Annotated in this window: 16 protein-coding genes and 1 tRNA gene; 6 read left to right on the top strand and 11 right to left on the bottom strand. The window is 28.8% G+C overall.

Annotated features, from left to right (window positions below):
• Window positions 1-91: 91 nt before the first annotated feature.
• The 3 genes from CPIN17260_RS04090 to CPIN17260_RS04080 form a co-directional block, all read right to left on the bottom strand.
• A tRNA-Leu gene (locus CPIN17260_RS04090) sits at window positions 92-178 on the bottom strand.
• A 54-nt stretch (window positions 179-232) separates the two neighbouring features.
• The gene (locus tag CPIN17260_RS04085; RefSeq protein ID WP_069632183.1) at window positions 233-532 is read right to left on the bottom strand and encodes an HU family DNA-binding protein; all 300 of its coding nucleotides are present in this window, start codon (window positions 530-532) and stop codon (window positions 233-235) included.
• A gap of 110 nt (window positions 533-642) precedes the next feature.
• The gene (locus CPIN17260_RS04080) at window positions 643-1,377 is read right to left on the bottom strand and encodes a YaaA family protein (protein ID WP_078387609.1); all 735 of its coding nucleotides are present in this window, start codon (window positions 1,375-1,377) and stop codon (window positions 643-645) included.
• 156 nt (window positions 1,378-1,533) lie between these two features.
• On the opposite strand from CPIN17260_RS04080, the gene CPIN17260_RS04075 reads away from it, so the two are divergent.
• The 5 genes from CPIN17260_RS04075 (at window position 1,534) to CPIN17260_RS04055 (ending at window position 7,337) form a co-directional block, all read left to right on the top strand.
• The gene (locus CPIN17260_RS04075) at window positions 1,534-3,780 is read left to right on the top strand and encodes a flagellin N-terminal helical domain-containing protein (RefSeq protein ID WP_078415440.1); all 2,247 of its coding nucleotides are present in this window, start codon (window positions 1,534-1,536) and stop codon (window positions 3,778-3,780) included.
• 86 nt (window positions 3,781-3,866) lie between these two features.
• Window positions 3,867-4,415, top strand: a complete 549-nt coding sequence (locus tag CPIN17260_RS04070) for a GNAT family N-acetyltransferase (RefSeq protein WP_157887332.1) — start codon at window positions 3,867-3,869, stop codon at window positions 4,413-4,415.
• Entirely contained in the window at window positions 4,412-4,618 is a 207-nt protein-coding gene (locus CPIN17260_RS04065) for a heavy-metal-associated domain-containing protein (protein ID WP_078415438.1), read from the top strand. Before CPIN17260_RS04070 ends, CPIN17260_RS04065 begins: the two co-directional genes overlap by 4 nt.
• A gap of 1 nt (window position 4,619) precedes the next feature.
• Window positions 4,620-6,776, top strand: coding sequence for a heavy metal translocating P-type ATPase (locus tag CPIN17260_RS04060; RefSeq protein WP_078440597.1), 2,157 nt, complete (start codon window positions 4,620-4,622; stop codon window positions 6,774-6,776).
• 9 nt (window positions 6,777-6,785) lie between these two features.
• The gene (locus CPIN17260_RS04055; RefSeq protein WP_069636446.1) at window positions 6,786-7,337 is read left to right on the top strand and encodes a hypothetical protein; all 552 of its coding nucleotides are present in this window, start codon (window positions 6,786-6,788) and stop codon (window positions 7,335-7,337) included.
• Window positions 7,338-7,568: 231 nt separating this feature from the next.
• Here CPIN17260_RS04055 and crcB read toward each other — a convergent pair whose 3' ends face one another.
• Genes crcB through CPIN17260_RS04020 form a run of 7 tightly spaced genes read right to left on the bottom strand, consistent with a single transcriptional unit; the run spans window position 7,569 to window position 12,814 of the window.
• Entirely contained in the window at window positions 7,569-7,931 is a 363-nt protein-coding gene (gene crcB / locus CPIN17260_RS04050; RefSeq protein ID WP_069632190.1) for a fluoride efflux transporter CrcB, read from the bottom strand.
• On the bottom strand, window positions 7,921-8,598 hold the full coding sequence (locus CPIN17260_RS04045) for a lysophospholipid acyltransferase family protein (protein WP_078440596.1): 678 nt from the start codon (window positions 8,596-8,598) through the stop codon (window positions 7,921-7,923). Before CPIN17260_RS04045 ends, crcB begins: the two co-directional genes overlap by 11 nt.
• Window positions 8,579-9,850: an SH3 domain-containing protein gene (locus CPIN17260_RS04040; RefSeq protein WP_069636448.1), complete on the bottom strand. Its 1,272-nt coding sequence runs from the start codon at window positions 9,848-9,850 to the stop codon at window positions 8,579-8,581. Before CPIN17260_RS04040 ends, CPIN17260_RS04045 begins: the two co-directional genes overlap by 20 nt.
• Entirely contained in the window at window positions 9,844-10,509 is a 666-nt protein-coding gene (gene purQ / locus CPIN17260_RS04035; RefSeq protein WP_069632193.1) for a phosphoribosylformylglycinamidine synthase subunit PurQ, read from the bottom strand. The genes CPIN17260_RS04040 and purQ overlap by 7 nt, the downstream gene beginning before the upstream one ends.
• Entirely contained in the window at window positions 10,506-10,742 is a 237-nt protein-coding gene (gene purS, locus CPIN17260_RS04030; protein WP_078406003.1) for a phosphoribosylformylglycinamidine synthase subunit PurS, read from the bottom strand. The genes purQ and purS overlap by 4 nt, the downstream gene beginning before the upstream one ends.
• Before the next feature lie 8 nt (window positions 10,743-10,750).
• Entirely contained in the window at window positions 10,751-11,461 is a 711-nt protein-coding gene (gene purC / locus CPIN17260_RS04025) for a phosphoribosylaminoimidazolesuccinocarboxamide synthase (protein ID WP_069637308.1), read from the bottom strand.
• A gap of 3 nt (window positions 11,462-11,464) precedes the next feature.
• Window positions 11,465-12,814 (bottom strand): S41 family peptidase, encoded by a 1,350-nt coding sequence (locus tag CPIN17260_RS04020; protein WP_078406002.1) that lies wholly within the window; start codon window positions 12,812-12,814, stop codon window positions 11,465-11,467.
• Between the two features lie 148 nt (window positions 12,815-12,962).
• Between CPIN17260_RS04020 and CPIN17260_RS04015 the strand changes: the two genes are divergently transcribed.
• Window positions 12,963-15,536: an ATP-dependent Clp protease ATP-binding subunit gene (locus CPIN17260_RS04015; protein WP_078406001.1), complete on the top strand. Its 2,574-nt coding sequence runs from the start codon at window positions 12,963-12,965 to the stop codon at window positions 15,534-15,536.
• A gap of 27 nt (window positions 15,537-15,563) precedes the next feature.
• Here CPIN17260_RS04015 and CPIN17260_RS04010 read toward each other — a convergent pair whose 3' ends face one another.
• Window positions 15,564-16,835: a M20/M25/M40 family metallo-hydrolase gene (locus CPIN17260_RS04010; protein ID WP_078406000.1), complete on the bottom strand. Its 1,272-nt coding sequence runs from the start codon at window positions 16,833-16,835 to the stop codon at window positions 15,564-15,566.

Below are 16,835 nucleotides of genomic sequence, written 5' to 3'. Positions count from 1 at the left end.
AACAAAAAATCTGTGAAAACATACTAAAACCATTAAGAGCTTTAAAAGTCCGATATTTTGGTGCTTTAGTGAATGTATTTAAATGTACTAATGGTGCCCGAGGTCGGACTCGAACCGACACAAGGTTGCCCTTACCAGATTTTGAGTCTAGCGCGTCTACCAGTTTCACCACTCGGGCATAAAAAAAGTTTGGCTTGAAAAAACAAACCAAACATATAAAATTAAGATATTATTATTTTTTCTTAGTTTTTTTAACGCTAGCTGCAACTACTTCTTTTAATTTTTTTCCAACTTTAAATTTAACAGCTTTGCTAGCAGGAACATCTATAACTTTTTTAGTTCCAGGAACTCTAGCTTGTCTAGCAGCTCTATCAGCAGTACTAAATGTACCAAATCCTATAAAACTAATACTATCACCACCTACCAAAGCTTCTGTTATAACTTCTAGTGTAGAATCAACAGCTTTTAGAGAATCTTTTTTAGATAGTCCAGTTTTCTCAGCAACAGCTTGAACAAAATCAGCTTTTTTCATTTTAAACATCCTTTACTTTAAAAGTATTATTGGGGTATTCTACAATTTTTTTTGAAAAAATACAATACATTTCAAACAAAAAATTGCTAAAAAGTTAAAAAAATCACAATTTAGCCAATTATTTCAAAAATTAATTCATTTTTTGATTTTATCTTTCTTATTTCTAGTAGCTTTAAACCCTCAATATTTAAATTCATAAGCTCATCTTTAGTATTTGTATTGTTACTAGCTAACTCTTTTAATAAAATTCCTCTATATGCTTTTGCAAAATGACTAACCACCTTACCGTTTTTTATAAATTTAAAAGAAAAATACTCTTTTTTTATATCATAAAATTTTTCATAATACCCTGCTCTTAAATCCAAGACAACTTCATCTTTTAAAAATTCATCAATATATAAACTAAAATTATCTTTGTAAAATTTTTCTATATTTAATTTTTGTATTCTTTCTCCTTGTTTTAGCTTGTATTCTGGTATCATGTCTTTTGCTAAAATTGGACCAAATAAATTTGAAAATATTAAAACATTATTATCTATATATTTTTGAGAATATTCATCCAAGTTTAAATAATCCAAATATTTATATCCGACACCGTTATACCTTAAAATAGCCCTAACACAACCTTTTTCAAATAAGTCATACCTTAAACTATCATTGTATGTTTTTAAACCAAACAACTTACACAACTCTTCTTCAGTGCTATTTTTTATAAATTCATTATATATGTTTACAATTTCCATTCTCTTATTAAACAAATCTTCAAAAACAAAGCAATATTTACTTATCTTTTTATCACTATCAATATTGCTTTTACTTTCACTGGGAGAAAAAAGTATTTTCATAAAACATCCTTAAATAAAATCATTTTTTTATATTTATGTGATTATATATAAAAAAAATAAAATATTATCCGATATAGTATTTATAAATCAATAACTAAAGCATATTATGGAATTAATTTTGCTTAATATCTTGGTATTGAAGTTAAGGATATAATAATGAGAATAACAAACCAGTGGAAATATGCCCAAACTATGTATGATTATCAGCGAGGAATGCAAGGTGTTCAAAAGCACCATATGCAACTTTCAAGTGGTTTAAAAATACAAAAATCATATGAAGCAGCTGGAACATACAGTGATGCTATGAGACTTGATTACGAAATTACTACTTTAGAACAAGTGACCGAAGCTACATCAAAATCTCAAAATTTTTCAAAAAATTCTGACAAATCATTGCAAGAATTTAGCAAACAACTTGAAAATTTCAAAGTTAAATTAGTTCAAGCGGCTAGTGATATACACAACACAACATCACTTGGAGCTATAGCGAATGACTTAGAAGGTATAAAAAATCACCTTATGAATATAGCTAACACTTCTATAAATGGTCAATTTTTATTTTCTGGAAGTGCTGTTGATACAAAACCAATAAGCCAAAATGGTAGCTACAATGGAAATGAAGAAAATATGACAACGATTTCTGGTTCAAAAATTGATATACCTTTTAATTTAAATGGATTTGATCTATTTTTAGGAAAAGACAATGACTATCATAAAACTATAACAACTAATGTCAGGCTTGCAGATCAAACGAAGCCTGATGCAAATGAAAATCCAAAGTATCTAAATGAAGAAAGCACTATTAAAAACCTAATAGGTTTAAACTATGTAAAAAATAAGGATACACTAAATGAAGATCATGATTTTGTTGATAAAAATATAAAATTTCCAGATACTTATTTTTATCTTCAAGGAACAAAAACAGATGGGACAACATTTACAAGTAAGTTTTCTTTGACCGCTGATGCCACAATGCGTGGTTTTATGGACAAAATAGGACAAGAGTTTGGAAACACAGCGACAAGCAAAGTTGTAGATGTAAATATAAACAATGATGGTCAAATAGTTGTAAAAGATTTAACTAAGGGTAGTCAGAATTTAAACATGAGTCTTGTAGGCGCTACTCAAATAGTGGACAAGAAAGACGGATTACCCGGTAATGCAGCAAATGATCCAGCGGATGTAAAAGATTTTGTGGAATTAGAAAAAAATTTTAAAAATAATTCAATACATATTACTAATTTTACAAAAAACATCTATAAAGATGAAAATGGGAAAACGGTAGATAGTTTTGATTTTGATAAAGTAAGATTAGAAAAAAAAGACAATACTCTAACAACAAATGTAAGCCAAGTAAACCGCTTTACTGGAGAATTTGCCAAAGACTCAACTAGGCTAAGTGAGGTTGCTGGTGCAGAAAGTTTATATCCACATATAAGAAATAAGCCGGATGGATACAATATAGATGGTGAAAAAATAAATCTAAAGATAAATTCAAGAAACGGCGTAAAATATGATATAACAGTCAACCTAGGTAAAAAAAATCCTAGTGGCCCTGTTAGTTTTTCAATACAAGATACAAATCCAGATATCGGAAAAAAAGGAACAACGATAACTGTTTACAACTCAGATGAATTTGGACAATACCCAACACAAACTGATGATTTTACTTATAGACAACTAATGGATATCATAGGAATGGTTGCAAGCGATAATATACCTGAACAAAAAAATTTAGAAAAAGATATCAAAATAGCAACCGAAGATGGTCTAGAAAAAAGAAAAGAAAACTACGATGAATACAAAAGAAGCATAGATAAGTCAAAAGGTGCTATAGATGTTAATCTAGATCACAGAGGAAAAATTGTAGTAACAGACAAAACACAATCCGTTACAAATATAGATGTTGCTATATATAATGACAAAGAAAGTGGTAAATTTTTTGGTGATAGCACCGGAAGCACAAAGGATAAAGCACAGGGCAAAGGATCAATTTTTAGCTTTATGCAAAATAATGCACAAGCGATAGACGAACCATCTATAGATGTATTTAAAGATTTGGAAAAAATGATTTATGCTGTAAGAAATGGGATTCGAAGAAGTGATTCTAAAAATGAAGACCCTAGAAACAACGGAATCCAAGGCGCAATAGAAAGAATAGATCATATAATGGATCATATAAATAAAGAAAAAGTAAAAATAGGCTCTTATACAAATTTATTAAAAGAGACAAACGAAAGAGCTAGCTTGATGAAAGTAAATGTTGCTAGCGTGAAAAGCGAGGTTATAGATGCTGATTATGCAGAGTCTTACCTAAGCTTAACTCAAAAAATGATGGGCTATCAAGCTATGCTTCAAGCGACATCAAAGATAAATCAACTAAGTCTTTTAAACTACATGTAAAATTTATTAGGGATAACAATATCCCTAATCCTGCGATAATATTTTTATTATAAAAAATCAAAACAAACATTAGTAATAAATTTAATTTGAAATTTTATAATTACAAAATGATAAGAAAAGCAAATACCAATGAAGCAAATCAATGCATAAATCTTTTAAAACTAGCTCTTGATGATATTATATACACTCTAAGCAAGAGTAATGATGAAAAATACACAAATGATTTTTTGATAAGTATGTTTAAAAGCGAACAGTGTCGTATAAGCTATAAAAACACAACTGTTTTTGAAAAAGATAATAAAATTGTTGGTGTTATGGTTAGCTACGGCGGAAAAGATGTTGAATATCTCGATAAGCATTATAAAAATATCTTTGAAAAAGAGTGTTTTGATGATGAGTATTATATAGATGCAATAGCTGTAGATGAAAAATACAGAGGCAACAAAATAGCTACTAAGCTTATAAACTACACTGATAATTTAGCAAAAGATAAAAACTATAATAAAATATCACTTATTGTAGATAATCACAAAGAAAAAACTATGCAATTTTATCAAAGACTTGGGTTTTTATACGACCAAGATTTTAGAGTATACGATAAAGATTTTAAACACATGATAAAGGATATAAAATGAAAAAATTTGAAGTTTTAAACATAAATTGCCAAAATTGTGCTAATACAATCAAAAATGCATTAAGTGATGAATTTGGTGATATAGAAGTTGATTTAAGTGTTGAGCCTAAAATCGTAAGTGTTGATTTAAAAAATAGCGATGATGTAGAGAAATTTAAATCAGAGCTTGATGATCTTGGATTTGAGGTTTCAAAAGAACTATAAAATGCAAAAAGTTAAGCTAAATATAAGCGGAATGAGTTGTGTAAACTGCTCAAACGCTGTTGAAAGAGTAGCTCTAAAAATAGATGGAGTTAGCAGTGCAAAGGTAAATTTTGCAAATGGGATTGGAGAATTTGAAGTAAAAGATGATGAAATTTTACAAACCCTAAAAGCTAAAATCAAAAAATTAGGCTACGATATAGCTTTTAATATAGAAGAATTTGAAGAAAAACAAAGACTATATGTACTTAGTTTGAGAAACAACTTCATATCAGCATTGATTATCTCTTGTATAATAATGTCGCTTGAAATGTTTTTTAACCAGACAATTATTATAAATACGATAATGATTTTACTTGCTATTTTTGCAATATTTTATAATGGAAAAATGTTTTTTTCTCATGCCATAGGGTCTTTAAAAAACAAAAATTATGATATGAATGTATTGGTTGCACTTGGATCTTTAAGTGCACTTTTTCATTCGGTTTTCGTCATTATATTTAAAGATTTATTACCAAATAACCTGACACATATATATGTTGGCGGAGCAACAATGATAATAACCTTTGTATTGCTTGGTAAATTCTTAGAAGAACGTTCAAAAGCAAAAGCTGGGGATTATCTAAAAACACTTATGGATATGTCCGCAAAAACAGCAACCATAATAAAACCAGATGGACAAAATGAAGAAATACCTATAGCCAATCTAAAAATAAACGATATTGTGATTGTAAAAAATGGATACAATATACCTAGTGATGGGGTTGTCATCCAAGGTGGTGCAGAGATAGACACATCTACACTAACTGGCGAAAGTATACCAAAATACCACGGCATAGGCGACACAGTCTATGCTGGAACAACAAATACAAACGGTCATATAATAATAAAAATCACAAAATTATCAAATCAAACACTTTTATCACAAATACTTGCACTTTTAAGTGATGCAACAACAAAAAAAATGCCAGTATCTCGCCTAGCTGATAAGGTTGCTAATGTGTTTGTGCCAATTGTTATAACCTTATCAATCATAACATTCACGATTTGGGCTATGATAACACAAAACTATACTTATGCAATAATAAATGCTATAAATGTCCTTATAATATCCTGCCCTTGTGCCTTAGGTCTTGCAACACCAATAGCCATCATATCATCACTATCAAGGGGTGCAAAAGGTGGAATACTCGTAAAAAATCCAGAAGTTATAGAGATTATTAAAGATGTAAAATTTGCAATTTTTGATAAAACGGGAACACTTAGCAAAGGAGAGATAAGTGTATCTTATTCGAATTTAGATGAAAACGAACTATCTTTGGTGGCTTCGGTAGAAAATCTAAGCGAACACCCTATTTCAAAAGCTGTAGTTAAATTTGCAAAAGATAAAAATATTAAGATATTAAATTTAAAAGGTGAGTTTAAAAACCATCTTGGTCTTGGCATAACATACAAAGATGATAAAAACACAGTAATAATAGGCAACAAAAAACTATTAAAAAATTTCAATATAACTGTGCCAAATCAAGAAATAGATCAACTACAAGATATACAAAGCTTTATTTATTATGCTAAAAATGATGAATTTATAGGGACTATAGGCATATCTGATGAGTTAAAAGATGATGCCATACAAAGCATACAAGAGCTAAAAAAATACAACATAACACCAATAATAATATCTGGTGATAATGAAAAAAGTGTAAAAACCGTAGCTCAAAAACTAGAAATTGATGAGTTTTATGCAAATACTATGCCTAACGAAAAATTAGATATATTAAAAAATATACAGAGCAAAGGTAAAGTTTTTTTTGTTGGTGACGGCATAAATGACTCTTTGTGTCTAAAACAATCAGATGTCGGCATAGCTATGAACAGTGGTTCTGATATAGCAAAAAGCTCTGGTGATATAGTACTTATAAAAAATCAATTAAAAGATGTTATCTTTACGCTAAAACTTGCTAAAAAAACAATGAAAACTATAAAACAAAATCTTTTTTGGGCTTTTATATACAATCTAATTTGTATACCAATAGCAGCAGGTGTTTTATACCCGCCATTTGGACTATTATTAAGCCCAATGTATGCAGCATTTGCTATGTGTTTTAGTTCAATAAATGTTGTTTTAAATTCAATTAGGCTAAAATTTGTCAAATTTTAAGGAGATTATGTGAGAGTTGGTGAATTTTACGGTATTTTATCTTTAATTTTTGCAAATAATTTTAATGAAGCAATGTCTCAAGAAGGCTTTCAAAAAATAAAAAATAGCAATTCTTGGATAGTAAAAAATGATAGCGAAGAAAATAAAAATGGTAGTATCTTATATAAAGATTTTATAGAAAATGAGAGTTTGGCGGAGCTAAGGACTGATTTTAGAAGCCTAAGAAAGATATTTTTAGCAAGAACTTATTTTGAAACTGCACAAGATGATTTAAAAAAATTTTACACAGCTATAAATTTCAAACCATTTTTTGGTTCTTCGGATAGCATTTCAAATCAATTACTATTTTTATCAGCAATATTTAAAAATGAGTTAGATGAGAAAAAACAAGAGTTACTAGTAAAATTTCTAATAGGATTTTTTCTACCATATGCAACAATACTAAGTGATGAACTAATAGAAAAATCAAAAAGCAGTTTTTATAAGTCAATGGGATATTTTTTAAAAGATTATTCAAAAAGCCTACAAAATATATTTAACATAAAACATAAAATAAATTAAAATAATATATAAGCCATAAAAATACAAACTAACAAAAATATATCTTTTTATAAGTTAAAATTTTTTAAAATGTAAGTTAAAATGATTTCTTATTCTTAGGATTTTTGATCAAGAATAAAAAAGACAGAATCCGCATATAAGCACTTAGTTTTTTGAACAATTTATAAAAGAATTATTTAAAAATTATAGAACTCTTATAATATCCATTTTAGCATTGTGTAAATACAATAGCTATAATTTTTTAATAAGCAATATACCTAAATAACAAAACAATATACACAACAATAGGTTTAAAATTATATTTAATATAAAAAATTTAAAATTATTTTCATTTAAAAATATAATATTTTCATAAGTAAAAGTTGAAAAAGTTGTTAAGGCACCAAGAATACCAGTAGTGACAAATAGCTTTAAATTTTCATTTTCAAAATTTAATGATAAGAAAATTCCCATCAAAAAACTACCAAAGACATTTACAAAAAGTGTTCCTAGTGGAAAACTTGGATACACTTTTAAAATTACACTGCTTAAAACAAATCTCAAAATAGCCCCAAAAAATCCACCTAAACCAACAGCAAATATCTTAATCAACATTTCTATTCTGATCTAAAATTTCTTGCATTTTATGTCTTGTATCCTCATACCAATCTGGTTTTGTTGTATCAACAACATCCATATATACTACTTTTATAGTTCCGTTCTTGAAAGTAAAATTATTTACATCAAGTATGTCAGAGCCAACAACAACAACTGGTTGAACTTTTAAATTCAGTTTTTCAGCCAATACTTTAGCTCCGCTTTGAAATTTCAAAAGCTTATTGCCTTTTGCCCTAGTTCCTTCTGGAAAAATAGCAATCACACGATCATCTTTTAATCTATCTTTTACCTCTTTTAGTAAATTAATTATCGCCCTAGGACTTTCTCTATCAACAGGAATCATCTTAGGCAAAGTCATAATTTTACCTATAATTGGTAATTTTCCTATCTCTTTTTTTGCAATCCAACATAAATTTTTAGGATAAACATCTTCTAAGACAACTATATCAAGCATGCTCTTATGATTAACAATGATCATATTAGCATCTTTGGCTTTTCCTATAATTTCCACTTTATAAAAGCCTAAAATTCTCTGCGTTTTTGCCCAAATACGCCTAACTTTATGCATATTATTTTTAAAAATCCACATAAAAAATACAACCAAAACAACACTAATAATAAATTCTACAAAATAATACGCAGCTTTAATTCTTGATAATATCATCTTTTTTTACCCATCCAATTTTTCCATCATGAAATAATACTTTCACATAATCATCAACATATAACAATATCTCTACATTTTCATCTGTCTGTGTAGTATAAAAAATAGTAGAATTAATTGTAGGTAATATTTTTACATTTACATTTTTATTTAAAACAGCATTTCTAAAAGGATTATAACTATAAAAACCAATAGCCGCAAATATTAAAAATAAAATAAAATATATTACTTTTCTTTTTATCAAAAATATAATAAAAAATATCAGCCCGAGTATGTATATAACGCTATTTTTATAAAAAACTATATCACTTTGTTTTGGATTTAATCCTATCTGTGTGCTAATTTCATCATCTTCTATACTAACAGGCAAAGAAAAACTATCAAATTTTCCTCTAACTAAATTATAATAGCTAAAATCCAATGTTTTTTTATTTGGTTTAAAAACAGCAAAATAATATGCACTTTGACTACCAAAATCACCAGCTATAGTATCAACACCTTGTTTTATTATATTTTTATTATCTATATAAAATGATGCCATATTGATATTTTTACCATATAATTCAACTATCATTATATTGTTTGTGTCATCAAATTTAGTAGTTTTAAATTTCTTTACCTCTAGCAAATCAGCAACAATATTATTATAATCGTTTTGTGTTTTTAATTGTTTTAATTTTGGAAGAAAAATATTCATATTACCTTCCTGAAATACTTCTTCATTTCTAATTAATTTTAAATTAAAACTAGTACTTTTTGCCTTTGTGTTTTTTACCTGTATATAAAAAGTAGCTATATAATTTTCACTATCTTTATATTTTACCCATTGAATACTATTTTTATTTAACCAATTTAAATTTGTCTCATCTAATTCACTTACAAACTCAAAATCAAAATTGCTTTGAATATTTACAGATATATCTATTTTAAAAATCTCTCCGACAATGACCTCTTTTGGCATTTCAGAAACTTTTAAAATAATATCTTTCTTTTTTATCGTATCATAAAGCATATATTCAGGGATATTCAAATCAGGCTCATCTGTAGGATTTAAATTAATTATATCCCTTTTATCTATTTGATCTTTATCTAAATGCTCATCTATTTTATTATATTCCGATGTTTGGGATGGTTTATTTTTTATAAATTTATCAGTACCATCCCTTTGCATCATATCAAAAACACTAGGTTCATCTAAGTTTTCAGCATATAAAAAAACAACTAGAGAAAATAGAATATATTTTTTTAACAAACTAAACCTTTAAGCATTTTAAGTCCATCATCAGAACCAAGTATTAAATCACAAGCACGCTCTGGATGTGGCATAAGTCCAAATATTTTTTTATTTTTATCACAAATTCCAGCAATAAAATCAATAGAGCCATTTGGGTTGATTTCATTACCATAATCATCGCAATACTTTAATAAAACTTGCTCATTATCATATAGTTTTTTCAACGTGTCTTGATCTGTAAAATAATTACCCTCACCATGTGCTACCGGTATATTTAAAATTTCAGATTCAATACAATTAGATAAGAATTTATTTTTATTAGATACAACTTTAAGCTTATGGTATTTTGATATAAAATTCATGCTCTCATTTCTTCTCATGGCACCATCCAGCAAAGACAACTCAAGAAGCATTTGAAAGCCATTACAAATTCCAAGAATATATCCACCATTTTTAGCATGCTCTAAAACAGCTTTCATTATAGGTGAAAATTTTGCTATTGCAGCTGTTCTAAGATAATCACCATAGCTAAAACCTCCAGGTAAAACTACTAAATCAGCGCTAATTTTATCTTGTTTGTGCCAAACCACCTCAGTTTCACAACCCAAAAGCTCAAAAGCATATTTAGTATCTTGTTCGCAATTTGTACCTGGAAATAATACAATAGCTACCTTCATAATACTATCTCATAATCTTCTATAACAGTATTAGATAAAAGTTCATCGCACATAATTTTTAACCGATCTTGTGCTTTTTGTTTATCAGCTTCATCTATTTCAAGAACTATCTGTTTACCTATCCTAACTCCTGATATATTATTAAATCCCAAAGAGTTAAGTGCGTGTTCTGTAGCTTTTCCTGCTGGATCTAAAACCCCATTTTTGAGTGCTATATTTATAATTGCTTTCATTTAATACCTTATGATAAAATTCTTCTTAATACTTCTTCATAAGCAACTTTTACCTCACCTATACCTTGCCTAAATCTATCTTTGTCTAATTTTTCATTTGTTGTAGCATCCCAAAAACGGCAACTATCAGGACTAATTTCATCAGCTAATATTATATTTCCATCTTTGTCTATTCCAAACTCAACTTTAAAATCAACAAGTTTTAGGTTTCTTTCTTTAAAGAACTTAAATAAAATATCATTTATCTCTCTACCGGTTTTACGTAATACTTCTAAGTCATCTTTGCTTCTAACAAGTTCCATAACAAGACAATGCTCATCATTTACTATAGGGTCATTCAAATCATCATTTTTATAATAAAACTCAACTAAAGTAAAAGGTAAAACCTTACCATCTTCAATACCAAGTCTTTTTGTAAGAGAACCGGTTGCTATATTTCTTACAACAACCTCAAGAGGTATAATTTTACATTTTTTTATAACTTGTTCTGTATCACTAATAGTCTCAACAAGATGCGTTTTTATACCACTATCCTGAAGTAGTTTAAAAATTTGAGTGCTTATTTTGTTATTTAAGGCACCCTTTCCTTGTTCACTACCTTTTTTTTGAGCATTAAATGCTGTTAAATCATCTTTAAACTCTGCTACTAAAAGATTTTCATCATTAGTGCTATATAACTTTTTACCCTTACCCTCATACACAAGTTCTAGTTTTTGCATTGGTTAGCCCTTTATATTTGTTTTTAAAACCTTAATAACATCTATCGCAGTCTTTAACTGAATATCATCATTAACTTTTTTCTGAGTTACTATATTTTTATCATTTTCTTTTTTGCCTTTATTATCATCTTTTTCTTTTTTATCTGATTTCTCATCTTTTATTTTTTCAAGTTCGCCTTGAAGATGAGCTTTTAGTTCATTTTCTTTTATCATAAATGCACTGTTGTCATTTTGTGGAACTTTTCCAGGATGAACAACAACATCTGGTATAACACCGACAGCTTGAACTGTTTTACCACTAGGCAAATAATATCTAGCTATAGTTAATTTAATAGCCTCTTTTTTATCTATAGGTAAAACAACTTGAACACTACCTTTTCCAAATGTATTTTCTCCGACAACAACAGCTCTTTTACTATCTTGCAAAGATCCACTAACTATCTCACTTGCACTTGCACTACCACCATTAACCAAAACAGCCAAAGGAAGATTTGTTATAGTGGCACTTTTGCTTGCACTATATTGTGAGTTTTCTTTTTCATCTCTACCTTTTTGAGAAACTATAACACCTTTATCAACAAACAAATCAACAAGACCAACAGCTTGATTTAGAAGTCCACCAGGGTTGTTTCTAAGATCAAGTATAATACCTTCTACATTTTTATGTTTTTTAATTGCATCTTTGGCTTTACTAACTACATTTTTATCAAAATTTGTAACTCTTAAGTATAAAATATTTGAATCTTTTATGATTTTAGTGTATACAGATTCAACCTTTATAATATCTCTTACAATCTTAACATCAAATGGTTTTGGCTCACCTTTTCTAACAATAGTGATATTGATAGGAGTTTTTGGTTCACCTCTCATTTTATTTATAGCTTCATCTATAGTTGTGCCTATAGTAGCATTTCCATCAATTCTTAAAATAATATCTCCAGCTTTTATACCAGCTTTATCAGCAGGAGTATCCTCTATAGGAGACACAACAGTCAAAGCACCATCTTTCATACTTACAGTTATACCAAGTCCACCAAATTCTCCATTTGTCTGAACTTGCATATCTTTAAATGCTTTTTCATTTAAAAAACTAGAGTGAGCATCAAGATTTTGCATAAGCCCTGCAATAGTTTTATCAATAAGTTCATTAAATTTTATATCATCAACATAGTATTTTTCAACTGTATTTAAAGCTTTGTTTAATTTTGATAGAGCCTCAACCCTATCTTTTGTATCATTCTCTTGTGATTTTGCATTTAAATTTGCCATAAAAAAAACAGAGGCTAACGCCGCAGAAATTAAAAAAAATTTACCTTTTTTCAAAAAAAATCTCCTAATGTTAAATAATTTCATATTTTAGTCTTTTTTCGCTAAAAATAGCATAAATTTAATAAAAAAAATAGTTATTTTTTTATATATTAAAAGAAATTATTCAATAAACTTGACATTAAAAGACTAAAGTTATATAATGCTCTCATTAGTAAGATTAAAAGGAGATAATATGGCAAACATAGGAGAACAACTTACATCTTCGATGTCAAATGCTTTAGAAAATGGTGCTAGTTTAGCAATACACTCAAAAAACCAGCAGGTAATGCCTTTGCATATTTTTTGGAGTTTAGTTGTTGATGATACATCTATAATGAATCAGGTTTTTAATAAAGCAAATATAAATAAAGAAGCTGTTTTATTAGAGATAAAATCACAGATTCAAAATCTTCCAACATCATCAAATGTCAGTAAAGAAAATGTATCTTTTTCAAAAGATAGCATAAACTCACTTGAAAATGCAAAAGCTTTAATGATAAGTTTAGGTGATAATTTTATAGCTGTTGACACTTGGATAATAGCAAATTTAAACCTTGAACCAATAAAAAGCATAATATCAAAATTTACAGACTTAACTGAAATAAAGAAAAATCTAGAGCTTATAAGAGGTGGTAAAAAAATAACAAATCAAACAAGTGATGAAAATCTAAATAATTTGGAAAAATTCGGAATAGATTTAACACAAAAAGCATCAAATGGAGAGCTTGATCCGGTTATAGGTAGAGATGAAGAAATAACCAGAATGATGCAAATTTTAATAAGAAAAAGCAAAAATAACCCTATATTGTTAGGAGAACCTGGGGTTGGTAAAACAGCAATAGTTGAAGGATTGGCTCAAAAAATAATCTCAAAAGATGTGCCAACAAGCCTAGCAAACAAAAGGGTTATTGCACTTGATATGAGTGCATTGATAGCTGGCGCAAAATATAGAGGCGAGTTTGAAGATAGACTAAAAGCTGTTATAAATGAGGTAAAAAGTGCTGCGAATATCATTTTATTTATAGATGAAATTCACACCATAGTAGGAGCTGGAGCTAGTGAAGGAAGCATGGATGCTGCAAATATATTAAAACCAGCACTTGCAAGAGGAGAACTTCATACAATAGGAGCTACAACATTAAAAGAATATAGAAAATATTTTGAAAAAGATGCGGCTTTACAAAGAAGGTTTCAGCCAGTAGATATAAAAGAACCAACAGTAAATGAGGCTTTGCAAATCTTAAGAGGAATAAAAGAAAAACTAGAAGTTCATCATAATGTAAATATAACAGATACAGCTTTGGTTGCCGCTGCAAAACTTAGCCATAGATATATATCTGGTAGATTTTTACCTGATAAAGCGATTGATTTAATAGATGAGGCTGCGGCTGAATTAAAAATGCAAATAGAGAGTGAGCCTTATGAACTTGCAAAAATAAAAAGAGAGATAATAGCTCTTGAAGTTGAAAAAGAAGCTCTAAAAATGGAAGATGAAGAAAAAAACAAAGATCGTTTAGAACAAATACAAAAAGATATGGAAGACTTAAAAGAGCAAAAAAGCGGTCTTGAGCTTAAATTTGAAAATGAAAAATCAGTTTTTGATGGAATTTCAAATGCAAAAAAACAGATAGACATACTGAAAAACGAAGCGGAAAATGCAAGAAGAAATGGTGATTTTAATAAAGCGGCTGAAATAGAATATGGAAAAATCTTGGAAGTAAGCAAAACTCAAAAAGAGCTTGAAGAAAAATGGGAAAATATGAAAAAATCAGGTGTTTTGCTAAAAAATCAAGTTGATGAAGAACTTGTTGCTGGAATTTTAAGCAAATGGACTGGAATTTCTGTATCAAAAATGCTAACAAGCGAAAAAGCAAAATATACAAAGATACAAGAATATCTAAAACAAAATGTTGTTGGTCAAGACGATGCCTTAAATGCACTAGCAAGAGCTATCAAAAGAAACAAAGCTGGACTTAGTAGCGACAAAAAACCTATAGGCTCATTTTTATTTTTAGGTCCTACTGGTGTTGGAAAAACACAATCAGCAAAAGCATTAGCTAAGTTTTTATTTGATGATGAAAGATCTTTAATAAGATTTGATATGAGCGAATATATGGAAAAACATAGTGTTTCAAGACTACTAGGTGCACCTCCTGGATATGTAGGATATGAAGAAGGTGGTCAGTTAACAGAGGCCGTAAGAAGAAAACCTTATAGTGTGTTGTTATTTGATGAGATAGAAAAAGCACATAAAGATGTATTTAACATATTACTTGGCATATTAGATGATGGAAGAGCTACTGACAATAAAGGTGTTACGGTTGATTTTAAAAATACAATCATAATACTAACATCAAACATAGCTTCAAATTTTATAATGGAACTTGAAGGCGAAGAGCGAGATAACTCTGTAAAAAATGAGCTTAAAAATTATTTTAAACCAGAGTTTATAAACCGTCTTGATGAGATAATTATTTTCAATCCTTTAAGTGAAGATGGCCTTGTTCAAATTGTTGATATAATGTTTGAAGAGATAAAAGAGATTTTAAACAACCGCGGAATAAAGGCTAGTATCAGCTTAGAAGCAAAAAAACTAATAGCAAGTGCCGGTTTTGACATAAATTATGGAGCAAGACCTTTAAGAAGAGCTTTGTATGAACTTGTGGAAGATAAGTTGGCTGATATGATACTAAATGATGAAATTTCAAATGACGACACGATAGAGATACAAGCACAAGACAACGATATAAAAATCGTAAAGATATAAAATAAGGTAGCTAATGCTACCTTATAACTACTGATATTTTCTTACTATATTATTCACAACTTTAGTTATTATATCAACAGAAGCTAGTTCTACTTTTTCATTGGTAGAATGTGGAGAGTGTATATTTGGACCTATTGAACAAACTGTTAGATTTTTTTGACCATCTTTTAAGATTCCACATTCAAGTCCAGCATGAATTGCAGTAATCTTTGCCTCAGGACGGAAAACTTGAAGCTGTTTTAAAACATCATTAGCAAATTCAGTAATCTCTGGCTTCCAGGCAACAGATCTATCTTTTACAGAAACATCAAATCCAAGTACCTTAGCCAATTCTGTGGTTTCAAACTCTAATTCTCTTAAACCTTTTTCATCCATAGACCTTGCAAAAAATGTCAAAATAACTTTATTATCTTTTATATTTACAAGAGATAAATTTATACTATTTAACACTATGCTTATATTTGCGTCATAGCTTCTTACACCTTGGGAAAATGAGTTAATAAAAGCTAGCACTCTATCACCATTAACCATAACTTCATTTGAGCTTTCAATCTTTTTCACACTTATAAACTCATTATTGCTTACTAGTTCTTTTTCACATGCAACTACAGCTTTTGCTTTTGTAGGTATAGAGTTACTTCTTTCTCCACCATCAATACTTACTAGCTTACATTCATTTTCTCTTAAAAATCTAGCTAAAACCTTTATAGCATTTGGTATATTTTTATGAATTTCAATACCAGAGTGACCTCCACGAAGTCTACTAACAGTAACTTCATAGGTATTTTTAATGCTTGTTGTTTGCATTTGCAAATCAATACTTGCAAACAAATCAAGACCACCAGCACAACCTATAATAACCTCATTATCATCTTCACTGTCTAAATTTAAAAGATATTTTGAAACAATCTCACCTTTAAAATTAGTTGCTCCTATCATTCCAACCTCTTCATCATTTGTAAAAAGGCACTCAATATTTTCAAAATTTGAAATAGAGTTCATCATTATAGCTACACCGATACCATTATCAGCACCAAGTGATGAATTTTTAGCCATCATATAGCCATTATCCACAACGAGTTCTAAATTTGGAGCCTCTCCTATGCAAACCATATCATAATGAGCCTGCAAACAAAGTTTCGGTTTGCCTTTAATAGCATGTATTGTTCCAAACTCATCTATAACTGTTTTACAGCCATTTTTGTTACAAAAATCAACCAAAAACTCAGACATCTTTTTAGTTTCAAAACTACAATGAGGAATGGAACAAATTTGTTTAAAATAATCCATAACTTCCAT

It is taken from the genome of Campylobacter pinnipediorum subsp. pinnipediorum (assembly GCF_002021925.1).
GTDB lineage: Bacteria > Campylobacterota > Campylobacteria > Campylobacterales > Campylobacteraceae > Campylobacter_A > Campylobacter_A pinnipediorum.
This window is presented reverse-complemented; position numbering and strand designations above follow the sequence as displayed.

Excerpts from the sequence above, each read along its gene's own strand:
- CPIN17260_RS04085 (WP_069632183.1), bottom strand. The coding sequence starts at position 532 with ATGAAAAAAGCTGATTTTGTTCAAGCTGTTGCTGAGAAAACTGGACTA.
- CPIN17260_RS04080 (WP_078387609.1), bottom strand. The coding sequence starts at position 1,377 with ATGAAAATACTTTTTTCTCCCAGTGAAAGTAAAAGCAATATTGATAGT.
- CPIN17260_RS04075 (WP_078415440.1), top strand. The coding sequence starts at position 1,534 with ATGAGAATAACAAACCAGTGGAAATATGCCCAAACTATGTATGATTAT.
- CPIN17260_RS04065 (WP_078415438.1), top strand. The coding sequence starts at position 4,412 with ATGAAAAAATTTGAAGTTTTAAACATAAATTGCCAAAATTGTGCTAAT.
- CPIN17260_RS04060 (WP_078440597.1), top strand. The coding sequence starts at position 4,620 with ATGCAAAAAGTTAAGCTAAATATAAGCGGAATGAGTTGTGTAAACTGC.
- crcB (WP_069632190.1), bottom strand. The coding sequence starts at position 7,931 with ATGTTGATTAAGATATTTGCTGTTGGTTTAGGTGGATTTTTTGGGGCT.
- CPIN17260_RS04045 (WP_078440596.1), bottom strand. The coding sequence starts at position 8,598 with ATGATATTATCAAGAATTAAAGCTGCGTATTATTTTGTAGAATTTATT.
- purQ (WP_069632193.1), bottom strand. The coding sequence starts at position 10,509 with ATGAAGGTAGCTATTGTATTATTTCCAGGTACAAATTGCGAACAAGAT.
- purS (WP_078406003.1), bottom strand. The coding sequence starts at position 10,742 with ATGAAAGCAATTATAAATATAGCACTCAAAAATGGGGTTTTAGATCCA.
- purC (WP_069637308.1), bottom strand. The coding sequence starts at position 11,461 with ATGCAAAAACTAGAACTTGTGTATGAGGGTAAGGGTAAAAAGTTATAT.
- CPIN17260_RS04020 (WP_078406002.1), bottom strand. The coding sequence starts at position 12,814 with ATGAAATTATTTAACATTAGGAGATTTTTTTTGAAAAAAGGTAAATTT.
- CPIN17260_RS04015 (WP_078406001.1), top strand. The coding sequence starts at position 12,963 with ATGGCAAACATAGGAGAACAACTTACATCTTCGATGTCAAATGCTTTA.
- CPIN17260_RS04010 (WP_078406000.1), bottom strand. The coding sequence starts at position 16,835 with ATGGAAGTTATGGATTATTTTAAACAAATTTGTTCCATTCCTCATTGT.